Below are 18361 nucleotides of genomic sequence, written 5' to 3'. Positions count from 1 at the left end.
TTTATGTCATCCTTCCGCTTTAAGTTCTAATAACAGATCCCGCAGCTCAGCAGCCCTTTCGAAGTTCAATGCTTTTGCTGCTTCTTTCATTTCTTTTTCCATATCGGCAATCATTTTCTCTCGTTCCTTCTTATTCAGCTTGCCTAGCTTAACGGCTGGAGAATATGTCTCCTCTTCCTCGGCAACATGAGTCGCCCGGATAGAATCTCGGATCTCTTTTTGAATCGTCATTGGAGTAATGCCGTGCTCTTTATTGTGAGCTTCCTGCATTTCACGGCGGCGTTTTGTTTCTCGTATTGCGATTTCCATGCTGTTGGTAATCTTGTCGGCGTACATAATGACATGCCCGTTTGCATTACGCGCAGCACGGCCAATCGTCTGGATAAGAGATCTTTCAGAACGGAGGAACCCTTCCTTATCCGCATCCAGAATGGCTACAAGTGAGACTTCAGGGATATCCAGCCCTTCTCTAAGCAGGTTGATCCCGACTAGAACATCGTATTTACCCATTCTTAATTCGCGGATAATCTCAATCCGTTCTAGTGTTTTTACCTCAGAATGAAGATATTGAACCTTAATTCCAATTTCTTTAAGATAATCCGTGAGGTCTTCAGACATTTTCTTTGTCAGCGTCGTGATAAGCACTCTTTCATTCTTTTGGATCCGGTCTTGGATTTCCCCGATTAAATCGTCAATCTGACCCTGGATCGGGCGTATTTCGATCTCTGGATCCAATAATCCTGTAGGCCGAATAATCTGCTCAATCATTTGAGGTGTATGCTCAATTTCATACGGGCCAGGTGTTGCAGATACATATATAGATTGATATACCTTTTTTTCAAATTCTTCAAAGCGGAGTGGACGGTTATCCATAGCTGAAGGGAGTCGGAATCCATGATCAACCAGTACTTGCTTTCTTGCCTGGTCCCCGTTAAACATCCCGCGGATTTGCGGAAGGGAAACATGGGATTCGTCTACAACAAGAAGAAAATCTTTAGGAAAATAATCAATAAGTGTATATGGAGTAGAACCAGGAAGTCTTAAAGTAAGATGTCGGGAATAGTTTTCTATTCCAGAACAGAATCCCATCTCACGCATCATTTCTAGATCATAGCGGGTCCGCTGCTCCAGACGCTGTGCTTCAAGAAGCTTATTGTCTTCCCTTAATTCAGCCAACCGTTCTTCAAGCTCTTTCTCAATATTCTGTATCGCGATCCTCATTTTCTCTTCACGGGTAACGAAGTGGGATGCCGGGAATATAGCTACATGGTCACGTTCAGCTAATATCTCGCCTGTTAATGCATCCACTTCTCTGATTCGATCAATTTCATCGCCAAAGAATTCGACACGGATACAATGTTCATCCCTGGAAGCCGGGAATATCTCGACCACGTCGCCTCGTACGCGGAATGTTCCGCGCTGGAAGTCAATATCATTTCTTTCATATTGAATATCTACTAGTTTTCTTAAGAGCTGGTTACGTTCAATCTCCATTCCGGTCCTTAAGGATAAAACCATTTCCCTGTACTCTTCCGGAGAACCGAGGCCGTATATACAGGAAACACTTGCAATCACAATAACATCTTTGCGCTCGAATAAAGATGATGTTGCAGAGTGGCGAAGCTTATCTATTTCATCATTAATGCTGGAATCTTTTTCAATAAATGTATCCGTTGACGGAACATACGCTTCAGGCTGAAAGTAGTCATAATAACTGACGAAATATTCAACAGCATTGTTAGGGAAAAACTCCTTAAATTCACTGTATAACTGCCCTGCCAGCGTTTTATTGTGAGCAATGATAAGAGTTGGTTTATTCACTTGCTGAATTACATTAGATATGGTGAACGTTTTACCCGTTCCTGTGGCACCAAGAAGTGTTTGGAACTCCTTGCCCTCTCGAAGACCTGCTACAAGTTTTTTAATTGCTTCAGGCTGGTCTCCTTGAGGACTGTACTTTGAGACTAGCTCAAATTGATTCTTCACGAGACAATCCTCCAATCAAACAATTTATATATAACTTCATCATTTTGTAAAATTCGAACTAAGTGATCATAATCTTAAAAAAGCTGCGTTAAACTTGCCCATGGGCAATCCGAAAGCCTTCCCAATAATATAAGAAAGAGCCGAAGTCAAAAAATTAACGATCACGCAGCCTAAAAATAAAAAAGCCTAGTTATTAATAAAGTCTCGGAAGGATGTCTAAAAATAACTAAAGCGTTCTATGCTGTATCTATTTATATAGTAAAGACGAAATCCTCCAGATACATACCTAGAAAGATTAAGTTTATGAGGTGTAAGAGCCTTATATCCCATTTTACCACAAAGCCCCTAAAAAAAACCAATAAAAAGCGAACGTTCATTCTGTTTTTATCACATGCAATATTTGTAAGTTACAACTTTGCATATAAAAAAGAGTGCTATCGTCAGGCACCCTTTTTCTTCTTTTTAATGAAATTGTTAGAAAGCCAAAAACCGGCCGTTAGTGAAAATGCATCTATGACAATTAGAAGCCAGCTGTTTGTATATCCTTTATAAACAGAGACAGCGATTAAAGCAACTGTGAGGATCAGGGCCACAATTTGATTATAGCTGACTCTTGTAAAAAGCATAACCATTAATCCGGGAAGAAAAAGAGCAGATAGAACTTTCACGGTTTGCATCACTCCTTGTACAACCTCTTAATATATTGATAGATTTATTTTAGTATATGTTTTATAGGAAAGCATCACTTAATTGCATGCAGCCGCTGTATATTTTCAGCTTTGCATGCTAAATGATTGGGTAGTCCGCTCCGCTTATAGATCAGCACTTTCTAAATACAGAAAATTAAGCAGGCTCCATGGACCTACCTCTTCCTTTCTAGGCTATGAGGATTTATTATGGTAGCATAGATAGAAACATTTTAGGCACTTTACAGCAAGCAGGAGGTTTTACTATGAAATTGAAATCCATTCTTATATCACTGCTTATTTCTGTTTTCACCTTAACTGGATGCACATCTTCACCGGAGAAGAGCGGGGACCAGCCAAAGGATACGAATCTTGAAGAAAAGCAGCCATCAAGCAGTAAGGAAGAGAACAAAGATAGCAGCCAGGCCAAGGCACCTGTCAAGGGCTTGAGAGGTATGGTCGTACATATAGTAGACGGAGATACGATTGATGTTAAATTAACGAATGGAAAAAATGAAAGAGTCCGGATGACTTTAGTGGATACGCCAGAAACGAAGCATCCGAGGTTAGGGGTCCAGCCATTTGGGCAGGAAGCATCCGAATTCACCTCCAAAAATCTGATTGCACGAGAAGTGACGCTTGAGATGGATGCCGAGGAAAGAGATCAGTACGGCCGCCTGCTTGCATACATCTGGGTTGGCGATAAACTGTACAACCAAATCTTAATCGATGAGGGACTGGCCAGGGTTGCGGTTTATCCACCCAATACGAAATATGTAGATCAGTTCAGAGAGGCAGAGAAAAAAGCACGCAAAGCAAAAAAAGGAATCTGGAGCATTGAAGATTACGCGGATGAGGATGGCTTCAATTCAGAAGGCGAAAATACTTCATCCACCGGCTCTTCGGTTAAGGCTGCTTCTGCTGGCAGCAGTACAGGGAATGAAACAAGCGATGATACAGAAACAAACACAAGCTGTTCTGGTAAAATCAAAGGAAATGCTAATTCTAAGATTTATCACGTACCGGGAGGCAGCTTTTACGAAAGCACAACAGATAACATTGTCTGGTTCTGTTCCGAGAAGGAAGCAGAAAAAGCCGGATACCGGGCTTCGAAGCGGTAACTTTACAGCTTCCGGGCGGAAGCAGCTTGCCTAAAAGCTATAGCTTAAAATAGCACCACACGTCTTAAAAACACACAAAAGAAGATGGTTTCCCAGCTCTTTCAAGCGGAAAAACCATCTTTTTTATTCACAAAAACCGTTTATTCCCTCCCCCAAAACTTAGGGAAATAAGGATAGCTCCGCTCGTTTTCTTTATAAAACAAGTCATTTCCCCAGGGAAATAGGGGACAGTCCCCAAATTATTTGACAGTTGTAGCGCTCAAGAAGGCCTTTGTGCGTTCATCTTTTGGATTAGTGAAGAATTCTTGGGTGCTTGCTTCTTCAACAATCCGTCCCTGGTGCATATAGATGATACGGTTGGCTACTTCGCGGGCGAAGCCCATTTCGTGGGTGACGATGACCATTGTCATGCCTTCTTCGGCAAGTTCTTTCATCGTATTTAACACTTCCCCGACAAGCTCTGGGTCAAGGGCTGAAGTTGGCTCGTCAAACAGCATGATATCAGGTTTCATGGCCAGGGCCCTCGCGATCGCAACACGCTGCTTCTGCCCGCCGGAAAGCTTGTTTGGATAAACATCCGCCTTGTCCTCAAGGTCTACCTTACGCAACAGCTCTCTAGCTTCCTGGATTGCCTGGCTCTTTGATATTTTTTTTACCTTCGTCGGGGCTTCAATGATATTTTCCAGCACCGTCATATGCGGAAAGAGGTGGAAATGCTGGAACACCATGCCTACCTTCTGACGTACTTCATTCACATTATTTTTGCTGCCGCTTATTTCTTCCCCTTCAATCATGATGGTGCCATTATCTTTTTTTTCAAGGAAATTCAGGCAGCGCAGCAGAGTACTTTTACCAGAGCCGCTGGCTCCGATCAAGCATACTACGTCACTTTCATAAACATTTACATCTATATCTTTTAGAACATGTAAATCTCCAAACGATTTATTTAGTTTTTCTACTCGAATCATTTCTTTTTTCACGATTTCGTTCCTCCCTATCGATCACTCTTTGCCAGTTTCTTTTCTAATACATTTACTGCGAGTGTTAACAACGCAACAAGGATCAGATAGTATACGGCTACGATTAACAAATAAGTCATTTCGTCAAAGTTGTTAGATCCCAGTGTGGTGGCAACGTTAAACAGCTCGTTCATCGAAATGAAAGCGGCAAGTGAAGAATCCTTCAACCCGATGATAAATTGGTTGCCGAGCGGCGGCAGGGCACGGCGGAAAGCCTGCGGCAGGATAATACGGCGCATAGTAAGGGACTGCGACATGCCGAGTGAGCGCCCCGCTTCCATCTGGCCGTGGTCAATCGATTGGATGGACCCCCTGAAGATTTCCGATATATAAGCTCCGTTATGAAAAGCGAGTGCCAGGGCAGCTGCCCAGAAATCAGGTATTAAGAAAATTCCGCTTAACCCGAAATACAGAATAAATATCTGCACAATCAGCGGTGTTCCCCTGACTAGAAAGACATAGGCATCCGAAATCCACCCTAACACTTTTACATTTGATATTTTTAACAGTGCAAATAACAGACCTATTATAATTCCGAGCAAGACAGAGACGACTGTAAGCTTGAGCGTCAATATCATTGCATCTATAAATACACCTTTTGTTTCACCAAAAGTACTTAAAAAATGAGAAAAACTAGGCAAGAATTCCATCTCCCTTTCATCCATTGGATTAATAAGATTTATTCTGGTTTTGTCGTGATATCTTCTCCAAAGTATTTCATGCTGATCTTTTTCAGTGTCCCATCCTTGCGAAGATTTTCAAGCGCCTTGTTTACTTTTTTCAAAAGCTGAGGATTGTCCTTGGGAAGCACGATTGCCTGTTCACTTCGTTCAATCAGCTGTTTCCCTTCAATTTTAAAGCCCTCTTTACGGGCGGTTTTCCCAGTTACAAAATCCGTTATAACTGCATCATGGCGTCCGCCATCCAAGGCTTTTAAAGCGGTTATATCACTGTCATACATTTTTAGGTTCTTCGTATACTTTCCTGCCACATCCGCGTACGTAGATCCTTTCGCGACTGCAACTTCTTTGCCTTTTAAATCATCTGCGGTTTTGATTTTGCTGTCTGGTCTGGTGAAGATTTGAGGTCCTGAGTAGTAGTATGGAGTAGTGAATGCGACGTGTTTACTTCGAAGCGGATTGATCGTATGGCTGGCTACCGCTGCATCTGCTCTTCCTGTCTTAACACCTTCAACAATTCCCTTAAACTTAAGCCGCTTAGGTACGGGCTTTAAACCCATCTCTTTTGCAACTGCATTACCAACTTCCACATCGAAACCCTTTATTTTCATATCATTTGTCATATAACTGAATGGTTTGAATTCGCCTGAAGCCGCAAATACAAATTCATCCTTATTCATAAGCTCCGATCCATCAGCAAGCTTGTCTTTCTCTGCACATGCAGACAAAATGCTTATGAGAAAAAGAATTGATAAAGAGAGTATGATATTTTTTATCTTCATTCTGCTTCTATTTCTCCTTTCATTGGCCATATGCGTGCCAATACTTTACGAAAATAATAATAATTGCCTCGTAGTTCTATTACCCTCTCAACCTAGAAACTAACCTTTTTGCCCCATCCATTTTTTAGAGGCACTTCGGGGGACAGTCCCCCATTTCCCCGTTATTTCCCAAACCTAGGGACAGTCCCCCTATTTCCCCGTTATTTTCCAAACCTAGGGACAGTCCCCCTATTTTCCCATTATTTCCCAAACACGGGGACAGTCCCCCATTTCCCGGTTATTTCCCAACTCATGGGGACAGTCCCCCCATTTCCCGGTTATTTCCCAAAGTAAAAAGGATGAATCACGGGATTCATCCTTTAGGGGTAATCTATGTAGTTTTCATTTTTTCACTTGGGTTACGTTTATGATTCGCTTTTGTTTAATAGCTGGTATAAGGCAATATATGTATCCAGTGATTGGCTTAGCTGTATAGTTTCGGCTGAAAGGATACCCATTATACTGGCAGTATATATCATGATCGTGCGGGTTTCTTCAATTTTCTCTTCTAAAGCGGCCTTGGTCATCATGAGGGCCCGTCCTCCGTTTACTATGGTTCTTAGGAAGATTTTACTATATTTGCACTTCAAATAAAACCATATTGTTAACTTTCATATAGACTTGTTTACATTTTTCAACCCCTCCAACAAATACAGGACTATTGCCCTGTTTCCTTAACGATTAAAGGAAAATTTTATTATAAATTCCTCTTGATATGTTCTTCCATCTGCCGCATATGATGGCGATCATGCTCGATATCTCCCTCAATGAATTGTTTTAAAGTCAATGGTTTTTCACCTATCCGGAAGGATTTATTAAAATCGGCATCTTTCAATAATTGTGCTGACTTCATTCTCCAGCTTATAGCTTCATCTAAAAGGTGTTCTTTGGAGACGCCTGAATGCGCATAGTGTTTGGCACGATCATTCATCTCCTCTACATGGACCGAGCTCTTCTCAAGGTCTCTCCCTTCCAGCATGCCCGGAAGCCTGCTTTCAAGTATGTAGCGGTCCCAGTAAATGAAATGTGCCACGATTGCTGCAGATGACCACTTGTTTTCGCCTATTGCTAAAAAAAACAACTTTTCCGGTGTTGTTTTAAGCTGTTCAAAAAAGTCAGTGATCCTAGTGTATTCTTCAAGAATATTTCTCATATACATCCTCCCAGTCAGGCACGTTTAGCACCCTAGCTTCTACCCTTATTATAATGGAAGGCATAAAACGAATTTCAAGAAAAATCTAACTATTTTTCATAAAAAAATGTGCAGCTTCCTTTCTCTGCACATTACCTTGGTATAAATCCCCTCTCAGCTTTCCTGTAAGGCCTGATGTAAATCGTTTATCAAAAAGTCTTCATGCTCAAGCCCCACAGAAAGACGGATGATGCCAGGGCTAATTCTTTCTTGCTTTAATTTCTCAACATTGTACCCATAATTAGGGGATAGAACAAGACTTTCATAAGAACCCCAGGAAACGCCGATTTGAAAAACGCTGAAAGCATTGATGACCTTTTTGACCTGTTCAAAGCTTTCATTCTTCAATTCAATACTCATGAGGCCGGAAAACCCGGTTAGAAACATAGAAGCCTTTTCATAGTCAGGATGGGAGGGGAGTCCAGGGTAGTGAACAGCCGCTACTTCCGGATGTGACGCCAAGTATCCGGCAACCTTCTTTGCGTTTTCTTGATGGCCAAGCATCCGCAATGGCAGACTCCGGAGGCCCCGGAGCAGCAGTGCTGCTGCATAGGGGCCCAGCGCACCGCCCATGAGAAGATATTCTTTTTTGAAAATTGAATCCATGATCTCTCTGCTTGTAATTAAGGCACCACCCAAAAGATCACTGTGTCCGCCAAGGTATTTTGAAGCGGAATGAACCACAATATCGATGCCATGAGTCAGGGGTTTTTGAAAAAGGGGAGTCGCCCATGAGTTATCCAGAATCGTGCGGATTCCCTTAGATCGGGCAAGTGCTGATACCGCTTTGATATCGATAATGCGCAGGTAGGTGTCAGTTGGATTTTCTATGTAGATGACGGTTGTATGATCCATTATGGCAGCTTCAATATCCTCAAGATCAATAGAATAAACGACCGAATGTTCGACCCCGAATTTTGAAAGATATTTCAAAAGATCCATCGTGGATGTATATAAATGGCTGATACAAAGGACGTGATCCCCTGTTTTCACGCTGGCGGTCAGGCTTGCTGATATGGCAGCCATACCTGAGGAGAAACATTTGCAGACCTCACCCCGCTCTAAAGCAGCCAGCTTCTTTTCAGCTGCCTCTACTGTTGGGTTTGTTCCCCGGCAATATACATATTTTGTCTGCTGACTTTTTTCAGCATCAATCAAGGATTCAAAATCTTTAAAGGTAAAGAGTGTGTTGCCGAACGTTGGCGGAATAACTGCCCCTTCAAACTGCTCAGACTCCTCATTCATATTCATGCAAATTCTCTGATCCCGTAAAAATTCTTCCCGCTTATCCATGGAAATTCCTCCAGCTATTTCTCGTTTAACCTTAGATAGTATGAGAAATTAGCTCGTAAATCATGCTTAGTCTGCGTTAAAGCAATATGAAGAAAGACCCGGATAACGGGCATCAGCGGAGAGAGGTATTCTATAAATCCATATCTACTGTGATTTTTTGCAATAAATGCATGAGCTGCATTTTCTCATCGTCTGTCAGGGTCTTTAAAGCAGCCGTAAAAAAATCTTTTCTGCTTTCGGAGATTTTATGAAGAATGTCCTCCCCCTGTTTGGTCAGTCTCAGAAATACGATTCTTCGATCCTTCTCGTATCTTTTTCTAGTAAGCAGGTTTTCCTCTTCCAGTTTATTTAGGATCAGAGTGGTGGCTCCTGAAGATAATTCTAGATTTCTGACTATATCAGCAACCATACATTGGTCTGTTTGTTTGATCGTTTTTAGCATTCGATATTTCGTCGTAGTCATTTTAACTGGAAGCTCTTCGTACTTCTCTTCTATCAATTTATTTTTAAAACGAAAAAAGGCTTCAGTAATTCGATCCATGTCTTCCAAGTAGTTCTTTTCGTCTGTCATGACATCCCTCTTTCCTCTGCATATATAGGTAACTAGACCGATTTTCTTAAAGAGGATACCGGTTTAACATTTTCCCAAATTAAATATCTTTACAACAAAGATATTATATGTTTTAATGGATTCTACGTCAATATAGTTAACATAGTTAACTTTTATTAAAACTAATAAATAATAACTTTTTTATAAAAGGAAGGAGTAAGGAAAGTGAGAAAAAATTTATGGTTAATGAATATTTTGGTCATTTTAATCGTGATTGGTTTATTAGGCGGAGGAGCGTATTACTATTATCAGTCTTCAACCTATATTAAGACCAATAACGCACATGTTTCAGGTGACATCCAGACAATCGCCTCTCCTGCGGCAGGCAGATTAACGTCATGGAACGCGGAAGAAGGAGAAGCAATTTCTTCTAACACAGAGCTAGGAAAAATAAACGATGGGAAACAATCTACAACAATTAACTCTTCCGATAATGGAACCATTATTAAAGAGTCTGTAAACAAAAACCAGTTGGTACAGCCAGGTACTGTTCTTGCACAGGCTGTAGATATGAAGGAACTATTCATTGTAGCTAATATTGACGAGAAAAAAATAAAAGATGTGAAAACTGGCAGCAGCGTTGATGTAATCGTGGATGGTGATGAAGATACAGTCATCGAAGGAGAAGTAGAAAGCATCGGCCATGCAGCGAATTCAATCTTTTCACTAATGGGCCAGCAGAACACAAGCGGGAATTATACAAAAGTAACTCAATATATTCCTGTTAAAATTTCAATCGATAATTATTCCGAAAAAGTAATGCCAGGCATGAATGCCGAAGTCAAAATTAAAAAATAATCGTTTTTGAATATATTAATCCTTTTAAAAACAGGGGAAGGAGGTTTACCGCATGAATGCTCAATCCGAAAATGCTGCGGGTTATAATATCCGCCAGCATATTCCACTGCTTTCTGTATTAATGCTGGGTCTATTCTTGGCGATCCTCAACCAGACACTCTTAAACGTGGCCATTCCACATTTAATGAATGAATTTGGTGTAGCAGCTACAACCATCCAATGGCTATCAACTGGATATATGCTTGTGAATGGGGTACTTGTCCCTCTATCTGCTTTCTTAATTGAAAGATTCGGGGTAAGGAAGCTTTTTATTTTCGCAATGATATGCTTTACTGCCGGAACGTTTATCTGCGGGATATCCAATAATTTTTCCATGATGCTGACAGGAAGGCTGATTCAGGCGATTGGCGGCGGCGTGCTGCAGCCATTAGTCATGACGATCATTCTTTCTATCTTCCCTCCTGAAATGCGGGGTAAAGGGATGGGGATCTTTGGTCTTGCGATGATGTTTGCACCTGCGGCAGGACCTACTCTCTCCGGCTGGCTGATTGAAAACTATAGCTGGAGAGTCATGTTTTACGGGATGGTGCCGCTGGGCCTGCTCGTTATCTTGTTTGCACTGGTTAAACTAAAAGATATTTTTCCGCCGAAAGATATCAAAATCGACGTATTCGGTGCTGTCGCGTCCTTAGTCGGGTTCTCAACTTTGCTTTATGGAGTATCGGAAGCCGGTTCTAAAGGCTGGTCAGACCCTATCGTGCTGTCTACTACTATTATCGGGATCATTTTTATAACCGTTTTTGTCATTCAGCAGTTAAGATCCGAGAAACCTCTTCTGGATTTCAGAGTCTTTAAATATGATATCTTCTCATTGGCCACATTAATCAATGTGATCATCACAGTAGCCATGTTTGTAGGGATGTTCCTGCTCCCTATTTATCTGCAGAACCTGCGAGGCTTTACTGCCCTTCAATCCGGTCTGCTTATGCTTCCAGGGGCACTGGTCATGCTGGTCATGTCTCCTGTATCTGGAATTCTATTTGATAAAGTGGGTCCAAGACCGCTTGCTATCGTAGGTTTATTTATTACAGTGGTAACGACGTACGAGTTCACTCAGTTTACGATGGGTACTTCCTATAATACAATCCTTGCTATCTATGTGATCCGTTCATTTGGGATGTCCCTCTTGATGATGCCGATCATGACAGCTGGGATGAATCAGCTGCCAAGGCGTTTAAACAGCCATGGTACCGCCATGTCAAATACCGCCCGAAATGTAAGCGGCTCATTGGGAATAAGTTTCATTACAACGATCTTTACAAATCGTACCACGCTTCACTTAACGGCAGCGACTGACCAGATGAATACCGCTGACCCTATATTCATGCAGAATTTCAGTGACACAGTTTCAAAAGTAGCAGCTGAAATGCATCTGCCACTTGCACAGGCACAACAGACCACTGTACAGCTCATGGCACAACAAGCCAATATCCAGGCTACAGTTAATGGGATAAATGATGCATTTTACTGGTCAACAGCCATTTCTGCCATTGGTTTCATCCTAAGCTTCTTCTTACGGGATGTTCGAAAGGATAAAAACTTTGGGGAAGACATCGTTGAACAAAAGGCAGCCCAGGCGCAGAAACAGGACAGCGAAGTTCTCATGCTGCCTGCACCAGAAAGAAACTTACAATCATAGACGAACCATACCAGGAGGTCATGTATCATGAAAATTTGTATTGTTTATGATAGTGAAGGCGGACATACACAGGCGCTTGCACAAGCCATTGCCCAGGGAGCAGAAATGGTGGAAGGCTCTGAGGTTTACCTTCAATCCGTTGAGGAAGCCGATGTATACAAACTGCATGAAATGGATGCGATTATCTGGGGCAGCCCAGGCCATTTCGGTACGATCAGCTCCGGATTAAAAGCTTGGATCGATAAGCTGGGCTATCTATGGGCTGAAGGAAAGCTGATCAATAAAATTGGTGCTGTCTTCTGCACAACCGCAACTGAACATGGCGGACTTGAATCTACCATGCTTAACTTAATTACACCGATGCTCCACCAAGGCATGATCATTGTCGGTCTGCCAGGAAATCTTCCGGAGAATGCTACGTATGGCTCCTATTACGGAGTGGGAGTAACCTGTCCCATCGACAGTGATGAAGTACTTTCTGAAAACGGGGCTGTTCTTGGAAGGGCCTTGGGTGAGCGTGTGGCACTCGTCACTAAGAAGTTTGTCAATCAACAAGCTTAAGGATACTCTTATCTTGATCTATTGGTTTTTAAAGGAGGCGGAAAATAGATGACGATTGTGATAGTATGCGTCCTTGTTGCCATAATTCTTCTCATCTTATTGGTCCGTATGAATTCCCGGGCGCTTTCTTCTGATTCCAAAACATCTCAGGTCTTAGAAGAACCATTGTCTGGCCAGATTACAGAGGAACCTCAATCAGAACAAGCCTCAGCCGGCGCTGAGAATGACCCTGCTGCACTTTCAGAGGATCAAAACAAAAAGCAGACGAATGCTTCAATTAAAGACACGGACCTGAAAATGAAAGACGACGGATACCGTCAAGCGCTGCAAAAATTCAAATCACAGCCAGCTTCTGATCCGAAAAAAGCACAAAAAGATAAAATGGTCATTAAAGATGATGAATTTCGAAAAGCTCTTAATGCCATGAAAAGTAAACATCCTAAAAAATGATTGCTTAAAACCTGTACCTGGAACTGGTACAGGTTTTTCTGTTTTCGCAAACTTTGTTGTTATTAACAAGGGGGTTAATTGGAACATGAGGATGCTCGCGGACCTTAGGGGCGGGCGCCCGATCCTCCTCGGCTTCGCCTTCGGGGTCTCACCTGATCGAAAAGCGGAGGACGGTGCTTTTCAAGAAAAGATCCATCCAAAAGCTGAATGATGATCTTTTTTAATTAAAGGCAAAACGCTAATGCGAAGACAACAAATCAAATTGTTTGACTATTTTTAACAGTCAGTAGATACTTTTTTCATGAAGTAAAATCATGAATTAGGGAGGAAACAAAATGGCAGCAAGCAGCTTACAGGATACTACCGTATTACATAATGGTGTGAAAATGCCTTGGTTTGGATTAGGAGTCTGGAGAGTTGAAGAAGGCGAAGAAGTTATTTCTTCTGTAAAAGCGGCTATTAAAAATGGATACCGCAGCATTGATACAGCTGCCGTATATAAGAATGAAGAAGGCGTTGGTGAAGCAATCCGCCAGGCGTTAGAAGAAACTGGCCTGAAACGCGAGGATTTGTTCATTACCTCAAAGGTATGGAATTCAGATCAAGGATATGAGTCTACCCTTGAGGCTTATGAGGCAAGCTTAAAAAGACTCGGCCTGGAATATTTAGATCTATACTTAATCCACTGGCCAGTTGCCGGAAAATATAAGGATACGTGGAAGGCCATTGAGAAACTCTACAAAGACGGCCGTGTTCGCGCCATCGGTGTGAGTAATTTCCATGTCCATCATTTAGAAGATCTATTAACAGTTGCTGAAATTAAGCCGATGGTGAATCAGGTGGAGTATCACCCGCAGCTGGCCCAGCGTGAGCTTCGTACATACTGTAAAGACCAGGGAATCCAGCTTGAAGCATGGTCTCCATTAATGCAGGGCGGCTTATTTGAAAATGAAGTGCTTAAGCAGATCGCAGAAAAACACAATAAAACAGTGGCACAAGTCATTCTGCGCTGGGATCTGCAGAATGAAGTGGTTACCATCCCTAAATCAATTAAAGAACACCGCATAATTGAAAATGCAGACGTCTTTAACTTTGAATTATCAGCGGAAGATATAGCTGCGATTGATGAGCTCAACAAAAATGAGCGTGTCGGTGCTGACCCAGACAACTTTAACTTCTAATAATAGTAAGAGACAGTCTCCTGAAATTTTGGGGACTGTCTTTTTTTCTGGGAAATAACTCGGGAAATGGGGGACAGTCCCCGAATAGTTACCTTCTTCTTAGCAAATGATACATGTGTATTGTACATGAATGGAGGCATACACATGTTTTATTATAAGCAAGAGTTGATTAATCCGATCGTTCCAGATAAGCCGGATCCGGCCGCTGCTAAGGTTCTTCAGGAGATTCTCGGCGGACGTTTCGGAGAAATGCGTACGATGATGCAGTTCTTCTTTCAGAGCAGTAACTTCCGCGGCAAAGCAGCTCAATTCCGCGATTTGCTGAAGGGCATCTTTTTAGAGGAAATTGCTCACGTTGAATTGGTCCAGCATACCATTAATGCACTTTTGGATGACACTGGCGCAGGACAGGCTGGTGACGCTGGGGCAGATGGAGCTCCACTTGACGAAGCGGTTAAGGACGGGCTTCCCCATCATTTTATCATGGGTGCACAGGCTTCCCTTCCGGAAGATGCTAACGGCAATCCGTGGATGGGTTCCTACGTTTATGATCATGGGAACTTAGCCGCCAACCTGCTGGATAACCTGGTGTTAGAATCAACTGGTGTTCTGCAGAAAACAAGAATTTATGAAATGAGCTCTAATAAAGCTTTGCGGGAAACCGTTGCCTTCTTGATTGTAAGAGACAATGCCCATCAGAATGCTTTCGCTAAGGGCTTAGAATCGCTTGGAGTAGACTGGGCTAAGCTGTTCCCGATCCCGAACTATGATATTAATAAGTACCCGGAATGCCGCAAGTATGTGGAGATGGGATTCCATAATGTCCAATTTAATTTTAGATTAGATGAAACAAGAATCGCGGAAGTTTTAAACGGTCAATCTCCTAGCCGTAACGGCGGTGAATACTCAGTGGTGCAGCCTCCTGAGGGGCATCCGGTTCCAGAGCTTCCGGAAAGACCAAATGAGCATGCACCAGGGCTCACTGATTTGAATAGGTAAAAACAAAAAAGGATTACTTTACAGGCGCCGAGCCTAAAAAGTAATCCTTTTCCTTATATCTGCTTTTTTATTTCAACCGAGATCAGCTGATGCCCATCGATTTCTTTCACTGTGAAATCATAGCCTTCCGCACCTATGGTGTCGCCAACCTTCACATCAAATTTCTGCGTCAGCACCCAGCCGCCCAAAGTATCGATATCCTCTTCAGTCAGATGAATGCCAAACATGTCATTTACATCTTCAATTAATACTTTCGCGCTGAGGATATAATGACCTTCCGCAATTTTCCTTATATCCGCCACTTCGTCCATATCAAATTCATCACGGATTTCACCGACGATTTCTTCTAATATATCTTCAACCGTAACTAAACCTGATGTTCCGCCATACTCATCGATCAGAATGGCCATTTGAGCCCGGTCTCTCTGCATGCGAAGCAATAAATCATGGATAGGAACGGTCTCAATGACTCTGATAACAGGTTTTATATAAGGCTCCACAGATGCTTCTCCTTCTAAGAGGGCCCCGTTCGATATTCTTGAAGTGATAATCTCCTTGATGTTCACAATACCAAGAACATGGTCCTTATCGCCCTCAATGACTGGATAGCGTGTGTACCCTTCCCTTTTAACAGTTTCTAACACGGTGCTTAGAACATCGTCAGCGTACAAGCTGACAATTTCTGTACGGGGTACCATGATCTCTTTCGCAATCCGCTCATCAAACTGAAAGATATTGTTAACGTATTTAAGTTCTGTCTGGTTAATTTCGCCGCTCTTGTAGCTTTCCGACAACAGAATGCGAAGTTCTTCCTCCGAGTGAGCAAGCTCATGCTCAGAAACCGGCTTTAAGCCAAAAAGTCCTGTCAAAGCACGAGCTGAACCATTTAAAACCCAAATGAATGGGTACATGATTCTATAGAACCAGATGATCGGACCAGCGAATGCAAGTGTAATCTGCTCTGCTTTTTGAATGGCAACTGTCTTAGGTGCCAGTTCTCCAATTACTACATGTAAGAAAGTAACGGAAGCAAAAGCAATTCCGAAGGATAATATGTGGCTGATGTTCTCATCCAGGTTCCACATCGTAAAGAGAGGATGAAGCAGACTTTCTACAGTCGGCTCCCCTATCCACCCAAGGCCGAGTGCTGTTACGGTAATCCCCAGCTGGCAGGCAGATAAATATTCATCTAAATGAGTGGTGACTTTCTTGGCAGAAACTGCGCCTTTTTTACCTTCACTAACAAGCTGATCAATTCTTGAACCTCTAACCTTTACAATCGCAAATTCTGTTGCCACGAAGAATCCAGTCATAGCAATCAGCACCGCTAACAATATCAAGTTTAATATGTCCAATAAATAGGGTCTGACTTATAAGCATTCCTAAGGCTTTTCAAAGTCAGCTCCCATACACCTCCTGTATATGTTAAGAATATATATTTTCAAGTCAAGTTATATCAGTAAAAGAAGTAATGTCTGCATAAGAGAAATACTCTCGTGAGACAGGTTATTCCGGATCGTTTCTTTTGTTAAACCCTTTTTTTCCAGGATGTTCATAATATCTGAGACATCCATTTCCAAGTCCTGAATTTTCATCTTCAGTTCTTCTATGTCAGCATTTTCAGCTTGATCTACTTTAAGACGCTTTTTGATTTCAGCAAGTGACAGCTTTTCATCCTTCAATCGCTCGATGACCCCGATTTGGTCAACAGCTTCCCTGTCATAATAGCGGTAATTGGAAGCCGAACGCTCTGCCCTAAGCAGCCCTTGATTTGTGTAATAATCGACTGTACGCTTTGTAACATTGGCCAGCTCAGCTACCTCGCTGATTTTCAGTTTCACAGTCCCAACGGAATCACCCCAAACTATAACGTGATGGTTAAGACCTTATTATACAGGAATAATAGTAATCTTACAATATCCACTGTACGTCATAAGATTTCAGTTTAGAAGAAAAATAGTGCCGCAGGCAGGTTTGCGGCAGTGATATGATGTGTTTTATCAGGAAGGCAGGCACGTTTATATTTCATAAAAATTCACGTTCCATTATAATATTCTTAGCCATACGTTAGGGGTGAGATTATGAATGAATATAAGGTAGTTGTAAAGAACGGCAGCACGACCATTTTAAATGAAGTGATCACTGCTGAAGATGAACGAGACGTACTAGGCATCCTGCTGATCAGAAGTGAACTTTTTAACCAAACTTTTACAGATATCCGGATTTCGGAAAGATAGTCGAATGGTTGTCTGGACCTGCAAAGATAAAATACAGGGAAGCCGCGAACTTCCCTGCTTCTATTTATGACAGATTTGCCTTCTTATCTTCCATCAATTCAACTCCCAGTAATCCGCACCTTTAATGCTAAGCGGTCCTGGATCAAACCAGGATCAATCCTCGTCAAAGTGCCTCTCAAGCTTTTCCCTGATTCGTTCTGCAATAACCTCGTAGTATTCTCTTTCATGCGGGACAAAGTCTTCCCGGGCTGCTGTCTTTTTTAATTCTATTTTTTGACCCGAGGAATCTGCCTCAAATCCAAGTATATCAAGTTCATCTCTTCTGCCAAAACAAAACTCATAGAAGCTATTGAACTCAATTTTAACCATGCCTGAAACTTCCTCTTCCTGAAGGTGGAACTCATTGATCGCTCCTTCATGTTGGAATAAATAAACATGAGCCAATTCTTTATCAATAAAATCTAGTTCTTCTTTCATTACACAGTATTTAATAATCCCCAGCGGAATCAGATCATTTATGGACACGTCGATACCCAGTTCTTCATGTATCTCCCTGACTCCGTCCTCGATCGTTTCTTGGGCCAGCAAATGCCCGGCTGCCGTTATGTCCAAAAGACCAGGGTAATCTTTCTTCCCAGGACTTCGTTTCTGCAGGTAAATATACGGAATCCCATTTTCCGAACAAACAAACCAGCAATGGAAAGCTTGGTGCCAATAGCCCTTTTTATGTACTTCACTGCGGGGCGCTGTCCCGATTTCAATTCCCTCATCGTCAAATATGGTAAGCATTTCGGTTTCCATTGTGTGCATCTCCTTTTAATATACGAATCTTCCAGGACTATACATTTACAAAATTTCCGGCTTTATATCTTCAATATTTTCCAAACAAAGTTTAGGATACCAATCAATCTTAAGGAATATTTTTATGCTAGGCTGTTTTCGCAAACTTCGTTGTTATTGAACAAGGGGGTTGATTTCCACTACAGGATGCTCGCTTTCCGCGGGGCGGGCGCTGAGCCTCCTCGGCT

Annotated in this window: 21 protein-coding genes; 9 read left to right on the top strand and 12 right to left on the bottom strand. The window is 42.1% G+C overall.

Features of this window, described 5'->3' with window-relative positions:
• Positions 1 to 6 precede the first annotated feature (6 nt).
• Together uvrB and CUU66_RS15240 are read right to left on the bottom strand one after the other, a co-directional pair.
• A complete protein-coding gene (gene uvrB, locus CUU66_RS15245; protein ID WP_101643641.1) occupies positions 7 to 1986 on the bottom strand; it encodes an excinuclease ABC subunit UvrB in 1980 nt (659 codons plus the stop codon).
• A 440-nt stretch (positions 1987 to 2426) separates the two neighbouring features.
• Entirely contained in the window at positions 2427 to 2663 is a 237-nt protein-coding gene (locus CUU66_RS15240) for a CsbA family protein (RefSeq protein WP_101643638.1), read from the bottom strand.
• Between the two features lie 275 nt (positions 2664 to 2938).
• On the opposite strand from CUU66_RS15240, the gene CUU66_RS15235 reads away from it, so the two are divergent.
• Positions 2939 to 3793: a thermonuclease family protein gene (locus tag CUU66_RS15235; protein WP_101643636.1), complete on the top strand. Its 855-nt coding sequence runs from the start codon at positions 2939 to 2941 to the stop codon at positions 3791 to 3793.
• Positions 3794 to 4032: 239 nt separating this feature from the next.
• Here CUU66_RS15235 and CUU66_RS15230 read toward each other — a convergent pair whose 3' ends face one another.
• From CUU66_RS15230 to CUU66_RS15200, 7 genes are all read right to left on the bottom strand, one after another.
• Positions 4033 to 4761 carry an amino acid ABC transporter ATP-binding protein gene (locus CUU66_RS15230; RefSeq protein ID WP_101643775.1) on the bottom strand — a complete coding sequence of 243 codons (729 nt, stop codon included), beginning with the start codon at positions 4759 to 4761 and terminating at the stop codon, positions 4033 to 4035.
• Positions 4762 to 4787: 26 nt separating this feature from the next.
• Positions 4788 to 5453 carry an amino acid ABC transporter permease gene (locus CUU66_RS15225; RefSeq protein ID WP_101643773.1) on the bottom strand — a complete coding sequence of 222 codons (666 nt, stop codon included), beginning with the start codon at positions 5451 to 5453 and terminating at the stop codon, positions 4788 to 4790.
• Between the two features lie 38 nt (positions 5454 to 5491).
• Positions 5492 to 6274, bottom strand: a complete 783-nt coding sequence (locus CUU66_RS15220) for a transporter substrate-binding domain-containing protein (protein WP_101643634.1) — start codon at positions 6272 to 6274, stop codon at positions 5492 to 5494.
• A gap of 404 nt (positions 6275 to 6678) precedes the next feature.
• Positions 6679 to 6843 carry an aspartyl-phosphate phosphatase Spo0E family protein gene (locus CUU66_RS15215; protein WP_101643632.1) on the bottom strand — a complete coding sequence of 55 codons (165 nt, stop codon included), beginning with the start codon at positions 6841 to 6843 and terminating at the stop codon, positions 6679 to 6681.
• 167 nt (positions 6844 to 7010) lie between these two features.
• The gene (locus CUU66_RS15210) at positions 7011 to 7466 is read right to left on the bottom strand and encodes a DinB family protein (protein ID WP_101643630.1); all 456 of its coding nucleotides are present in this window, start codon (positions 7464 to 7466) and stop codon (positions 7011 to 7013) included.
• Between the two features lie 153 nt (positions 7467 to 7619).
• Positions 7620 to 8798, bottom strand: a complete 1179-nt coding sequence (locus tag CUU66_RS15205) for a trans-sulfuration enzyme family protein (protein ID WP_101643628.1) — start codon at positions 8796 to 8798, stop codon at positions 7620 to 7622.
• 130 nt (positions 8799 to 8928) lie between these two features.
• Positions 8929 to 9369 (bottom strand): MarR family winged helix-turn-helix transcriptional regulator, encoded by a 441-nt coding sequence (locus tag CUU66_RS15200; protein WP_101643626.1) that lies wholly within the window; start codon positions 9367 to 9369, stop codon positions 8929 to 8931.
• A 225-nt stretch (positions 9370 to 9594) separates the two neighbouring features.
• Between CUU66_RS15200 and CUU66_RS15195 the strand changes: the two genes are divergently transcribed.
• The 7 genes from CUU66_RS15195 to CUU66_RS15170 all read left to right on the top strand — a co-directional run bounded on the left by CUU66_RS15195 (position 9595) and on the right by CUU66_RS15170 (position 15096).
• On the top strand, positions 9595 to 10206 hold the full coding sequence (locus tag CUU66_RS15195) for an HlyD family efflux transporter periplasmic adaptor subunit (protein WP_101643771.1): 612 nt from the start codon (positions 9595 to 9597) through the stop codon (positions 10204 to 10206).
• Positions 10207 to 10258: 52 nt separating this feature from the next.
• Positions 10259 to 11905 (top strand): DHA2 family efflux MFS transporter permease subunit, encoded by a 1647-nt coding sequence (locus CUU66_RS15190; RefSeq protein WP_101643624.1) that lies wholly within the window; start codon positions 10259 to 10261, stop codon positions 11903 to 11905.
• Between the two features lie 27 nt (positions 11906 to 11932).
• On the top strand, positions 11933 to 12466 hold the full coding sequence (locus CUU66_RS15185) for an NAD(P)H-dependent oxidoreductase (RefSeq protein WP_101643622.1): 534 nt from the start codon (positions 11933 to 11935) through the stop codon (positions 12464 to 12466).
• Positions 12467 to 12514: 48 nt separating this feature from the next.
• Entirely contained in the window at positions 12515 to 12916 is a 402-nt protein-coding gene (locus CUU66_RS15180) for a hypothetical protein (RefSeq protein ID WP_101643620.1), read from the top strand.
• A gap of 85 nt (positions 12917 to 13001) precedes the next feature.
• Positions 13002 to 13127, top strand: coding sequence for a hypothetical protein (locus CUU66_RS24915; RefSeq protein ID WP_257968016.1), 126 nt, complete (start codon positions 13002 to 13004; stop codon positions 13125 to 13127).
• Positions 13128 to 13251: 124 nt separating this feature from the next.
• Complete coding sequence (locus CUU66_RS15175; RefSeq protein ID WP_101643619.1) at positions 13252 to 14097, top strand: aldo/keto reductase; 846 nt, start codon at positions 13252 to 13254, stop codon at positions 14095 to 14097.
• A gap of 144 nt (positions 14098 to 14241) precedes the next feature.
• Complete coding sequence (locus tag CUU66_RS15170; protein ID WP_101643617.1) at positions 14242 to 15096, top strand: manganese catalase family protein; 855 nt, start codon at positions 14242 to 14244, stop codon at positions 15094 to 15096.
• Positions 15097 to 15149: 53 nt separating this feature from the next.
• On the opposite strand, the gene CUU66_RS15165 is transcribed toward CUU66_RS15170, so the two are convergent.
• Positions 15150 to 16451 carry a hemolysin family protein gene (locus tag CUU66_RS15165; protein WP_101643615.1) on the bottom strand — a complete coding sequence of 434 codons (1302 nt, stop codon included), beginning with the start codon at positions 16449 to 16451 and terminating at the stop codon, positions 15150 to 15152.
• A gap of 96 nt (positions 16452 to 16547) precedes the next feature.
• The gene (locus CUU66_RS15160; protein ID WP_257968015.1) at positions 16548 to 16937 is read right to left on the bottom strand and encodes a MerR family transcriptional regulator; all 390 of its coding nucleotides are present in this window, start codon (positions 16935 to 16937) and stop codon (positions 16548 to 16550) included.
• A gap of 240 nt (positions 16938 to 17177) precedes the next feature.
• Between CUU66_RS15160 and CUU66_RS24260 the strand changes: the two genes are divergently transcribed.
• Positions 17178 to 17333, top strand: a complete 156-nt coding sequence (locus tag CUU66_RS24260; protein ID WP_180955302.1) for a hypothetical protein — start codon at positions 17178 to 17180, stop codon at positions 17331 to 17333.
• Positions 17334 to 17486: 153 nt separating this feature from the next.
• Here CUU66_RS24260 and CUU66_RS15155 read toward each other — a convergent pair whose 3' ends face one another.
• Positions 17487 to 18134 (bottom strand): NUDIX hydrolase, encoded by a 648-nt coding sequence (locus tag CUU66_RS15155; RefSeq protein WP_101643613.1) that lies wholly within the window; start codon positions 18132 to 18134, stop codon positions 17487 to 17489.
• Between the last annotated feature and the right edge of the window lie 227 nt (positions 18135 to 18361).

This window comes from Peribacillus deserti, from assembly GCF_002863585.1.
GTDB lineage: Bacteria > Bacillota > Bacilli > Bacillales > DSM-1321 > Paraperibacillus > Paraperibacillus deserti_A.
Note: the sequence above shows the minus strand (reverse complement) of the source record. Positions and strands in the feature narration are given on the sequence as shown.

Bases quoted from the DNA above. Each gene is read 5' to 3' on its own strand.
- CUU66_RS15240 (WP_101643638.1), bottom strand. From the start codon at position 2,663: ATGCAAACCGTGAAAGTTCTATCTGCTCTTTTTCTTCCCGGATTAATG.
- CUU66_RS15235 (WP_101643636.1), top strand. From the start codon at position 2,939: ATGAAATTGAAATCCATTCTTATATCACTGCTTATTTCTGTTTTCACC.
- CUU66_RS15230 (WP_101643775.1), bottom strand. From the start codon at position 4,761: ATGATTCGAGTAGAAAAACTAAATAAATCGTTTGGAGATTTACATGTT.
- CUU66_RS15220 (WP_101643634.1), bottom strand. From the start codon at position 6,274: ATGAAGATAAAAAATATCATACTCTCTTTATCAATTCTTTTTCTCATA.
- CUU66_RS15215 (WP_101643632.1), bottom strand. From the start codon at position 6,843: ATGATGACCAAGGCCGCTTTAGAAGAGAAAATTGAAGAAACCCGCACG.
- CUU66_RS15210 (WP_101643630.1), bottom strand. From the start codon at position 7,466: ATGAGAAATATTCTTGAAGAATACACTAGGATCACTGACTTTTTTGAA.
- CUU66_RS15205 (WP_101643628.1), bottom strand. From the start codon at position 8,798: ATGGATAAGCGGGAAGAATTTTTACGGGATCAGAGAATTTGCATGAAT.
- CUU66_RS15200 (WP_101643626.1), bottom strand. From the start codon at position 9,369: ATGACAGACGAAAAGAACTACTTGGAAGACATGGATCGAATTACTGAA.
- CUU66_RS15195 (WP_101643771.1), top strand. From the start codon at position 9,595: ATGAATATTTTGGTCATTTTAATCGTGATTGGTTTATTAGGCGGAGGA.
- CUU66_RS15190 (WP_101643624.1), top strand. From the start codon at position 10,259: ATGAATGCTCAATCCGAAAATGCTGCGGGTTATAATATCCGCCAGCAT.
- CUU66_RS15185 (WP_101643622.1), top strand. From the start codon at position 11,933: ATGAAAATTTGTATTGTTTATGATAGTGAAGGCGGACATACACAGGCG.
- CUU66_RS15180 (WP_101643620.1), top strand. From the start codon at position 12,515: ATGACGATTGTGATAGTATGCGTCCTTGTTGCCATAATTCTTCTCATC.
- CUU66_RS24915 (WP_257968016.1), top strand. From the start codon at position 13,002: ATGAGGATGCTCGCGGACCTTAGGGGCGGGCGCCCGATCCTCCTCGGC.
- CUU66_RS15175 (WP_101643619.1), top strand. From the start codon at position 13,252: ATGGCAGCAAGCAGCTTACAGGATACTACCGTATTACATAATGGTGTG.
- CUU66_RS15170 (WP_101643617.1), top strand. From the start codon at position 14,242: ATGTTTTATTATAAGCAAGAGTTGATTAATCCGATCGTTCCAGATAAG.
- CUU66_RS24260 (WP_180955302.1), top strand. From the start codon at position 17,178: ATGAATGAATATAAGGTAGTTGTAAAGAACGGCAGCACGACCATTTTA.
- CUU66_RS15155 (WP_101643613.1), bottom strand. From the start codon at position 18,134: ATGGAAACCGAAATGCTTACCATATTTGACGATGAGGGAATTGAAATC.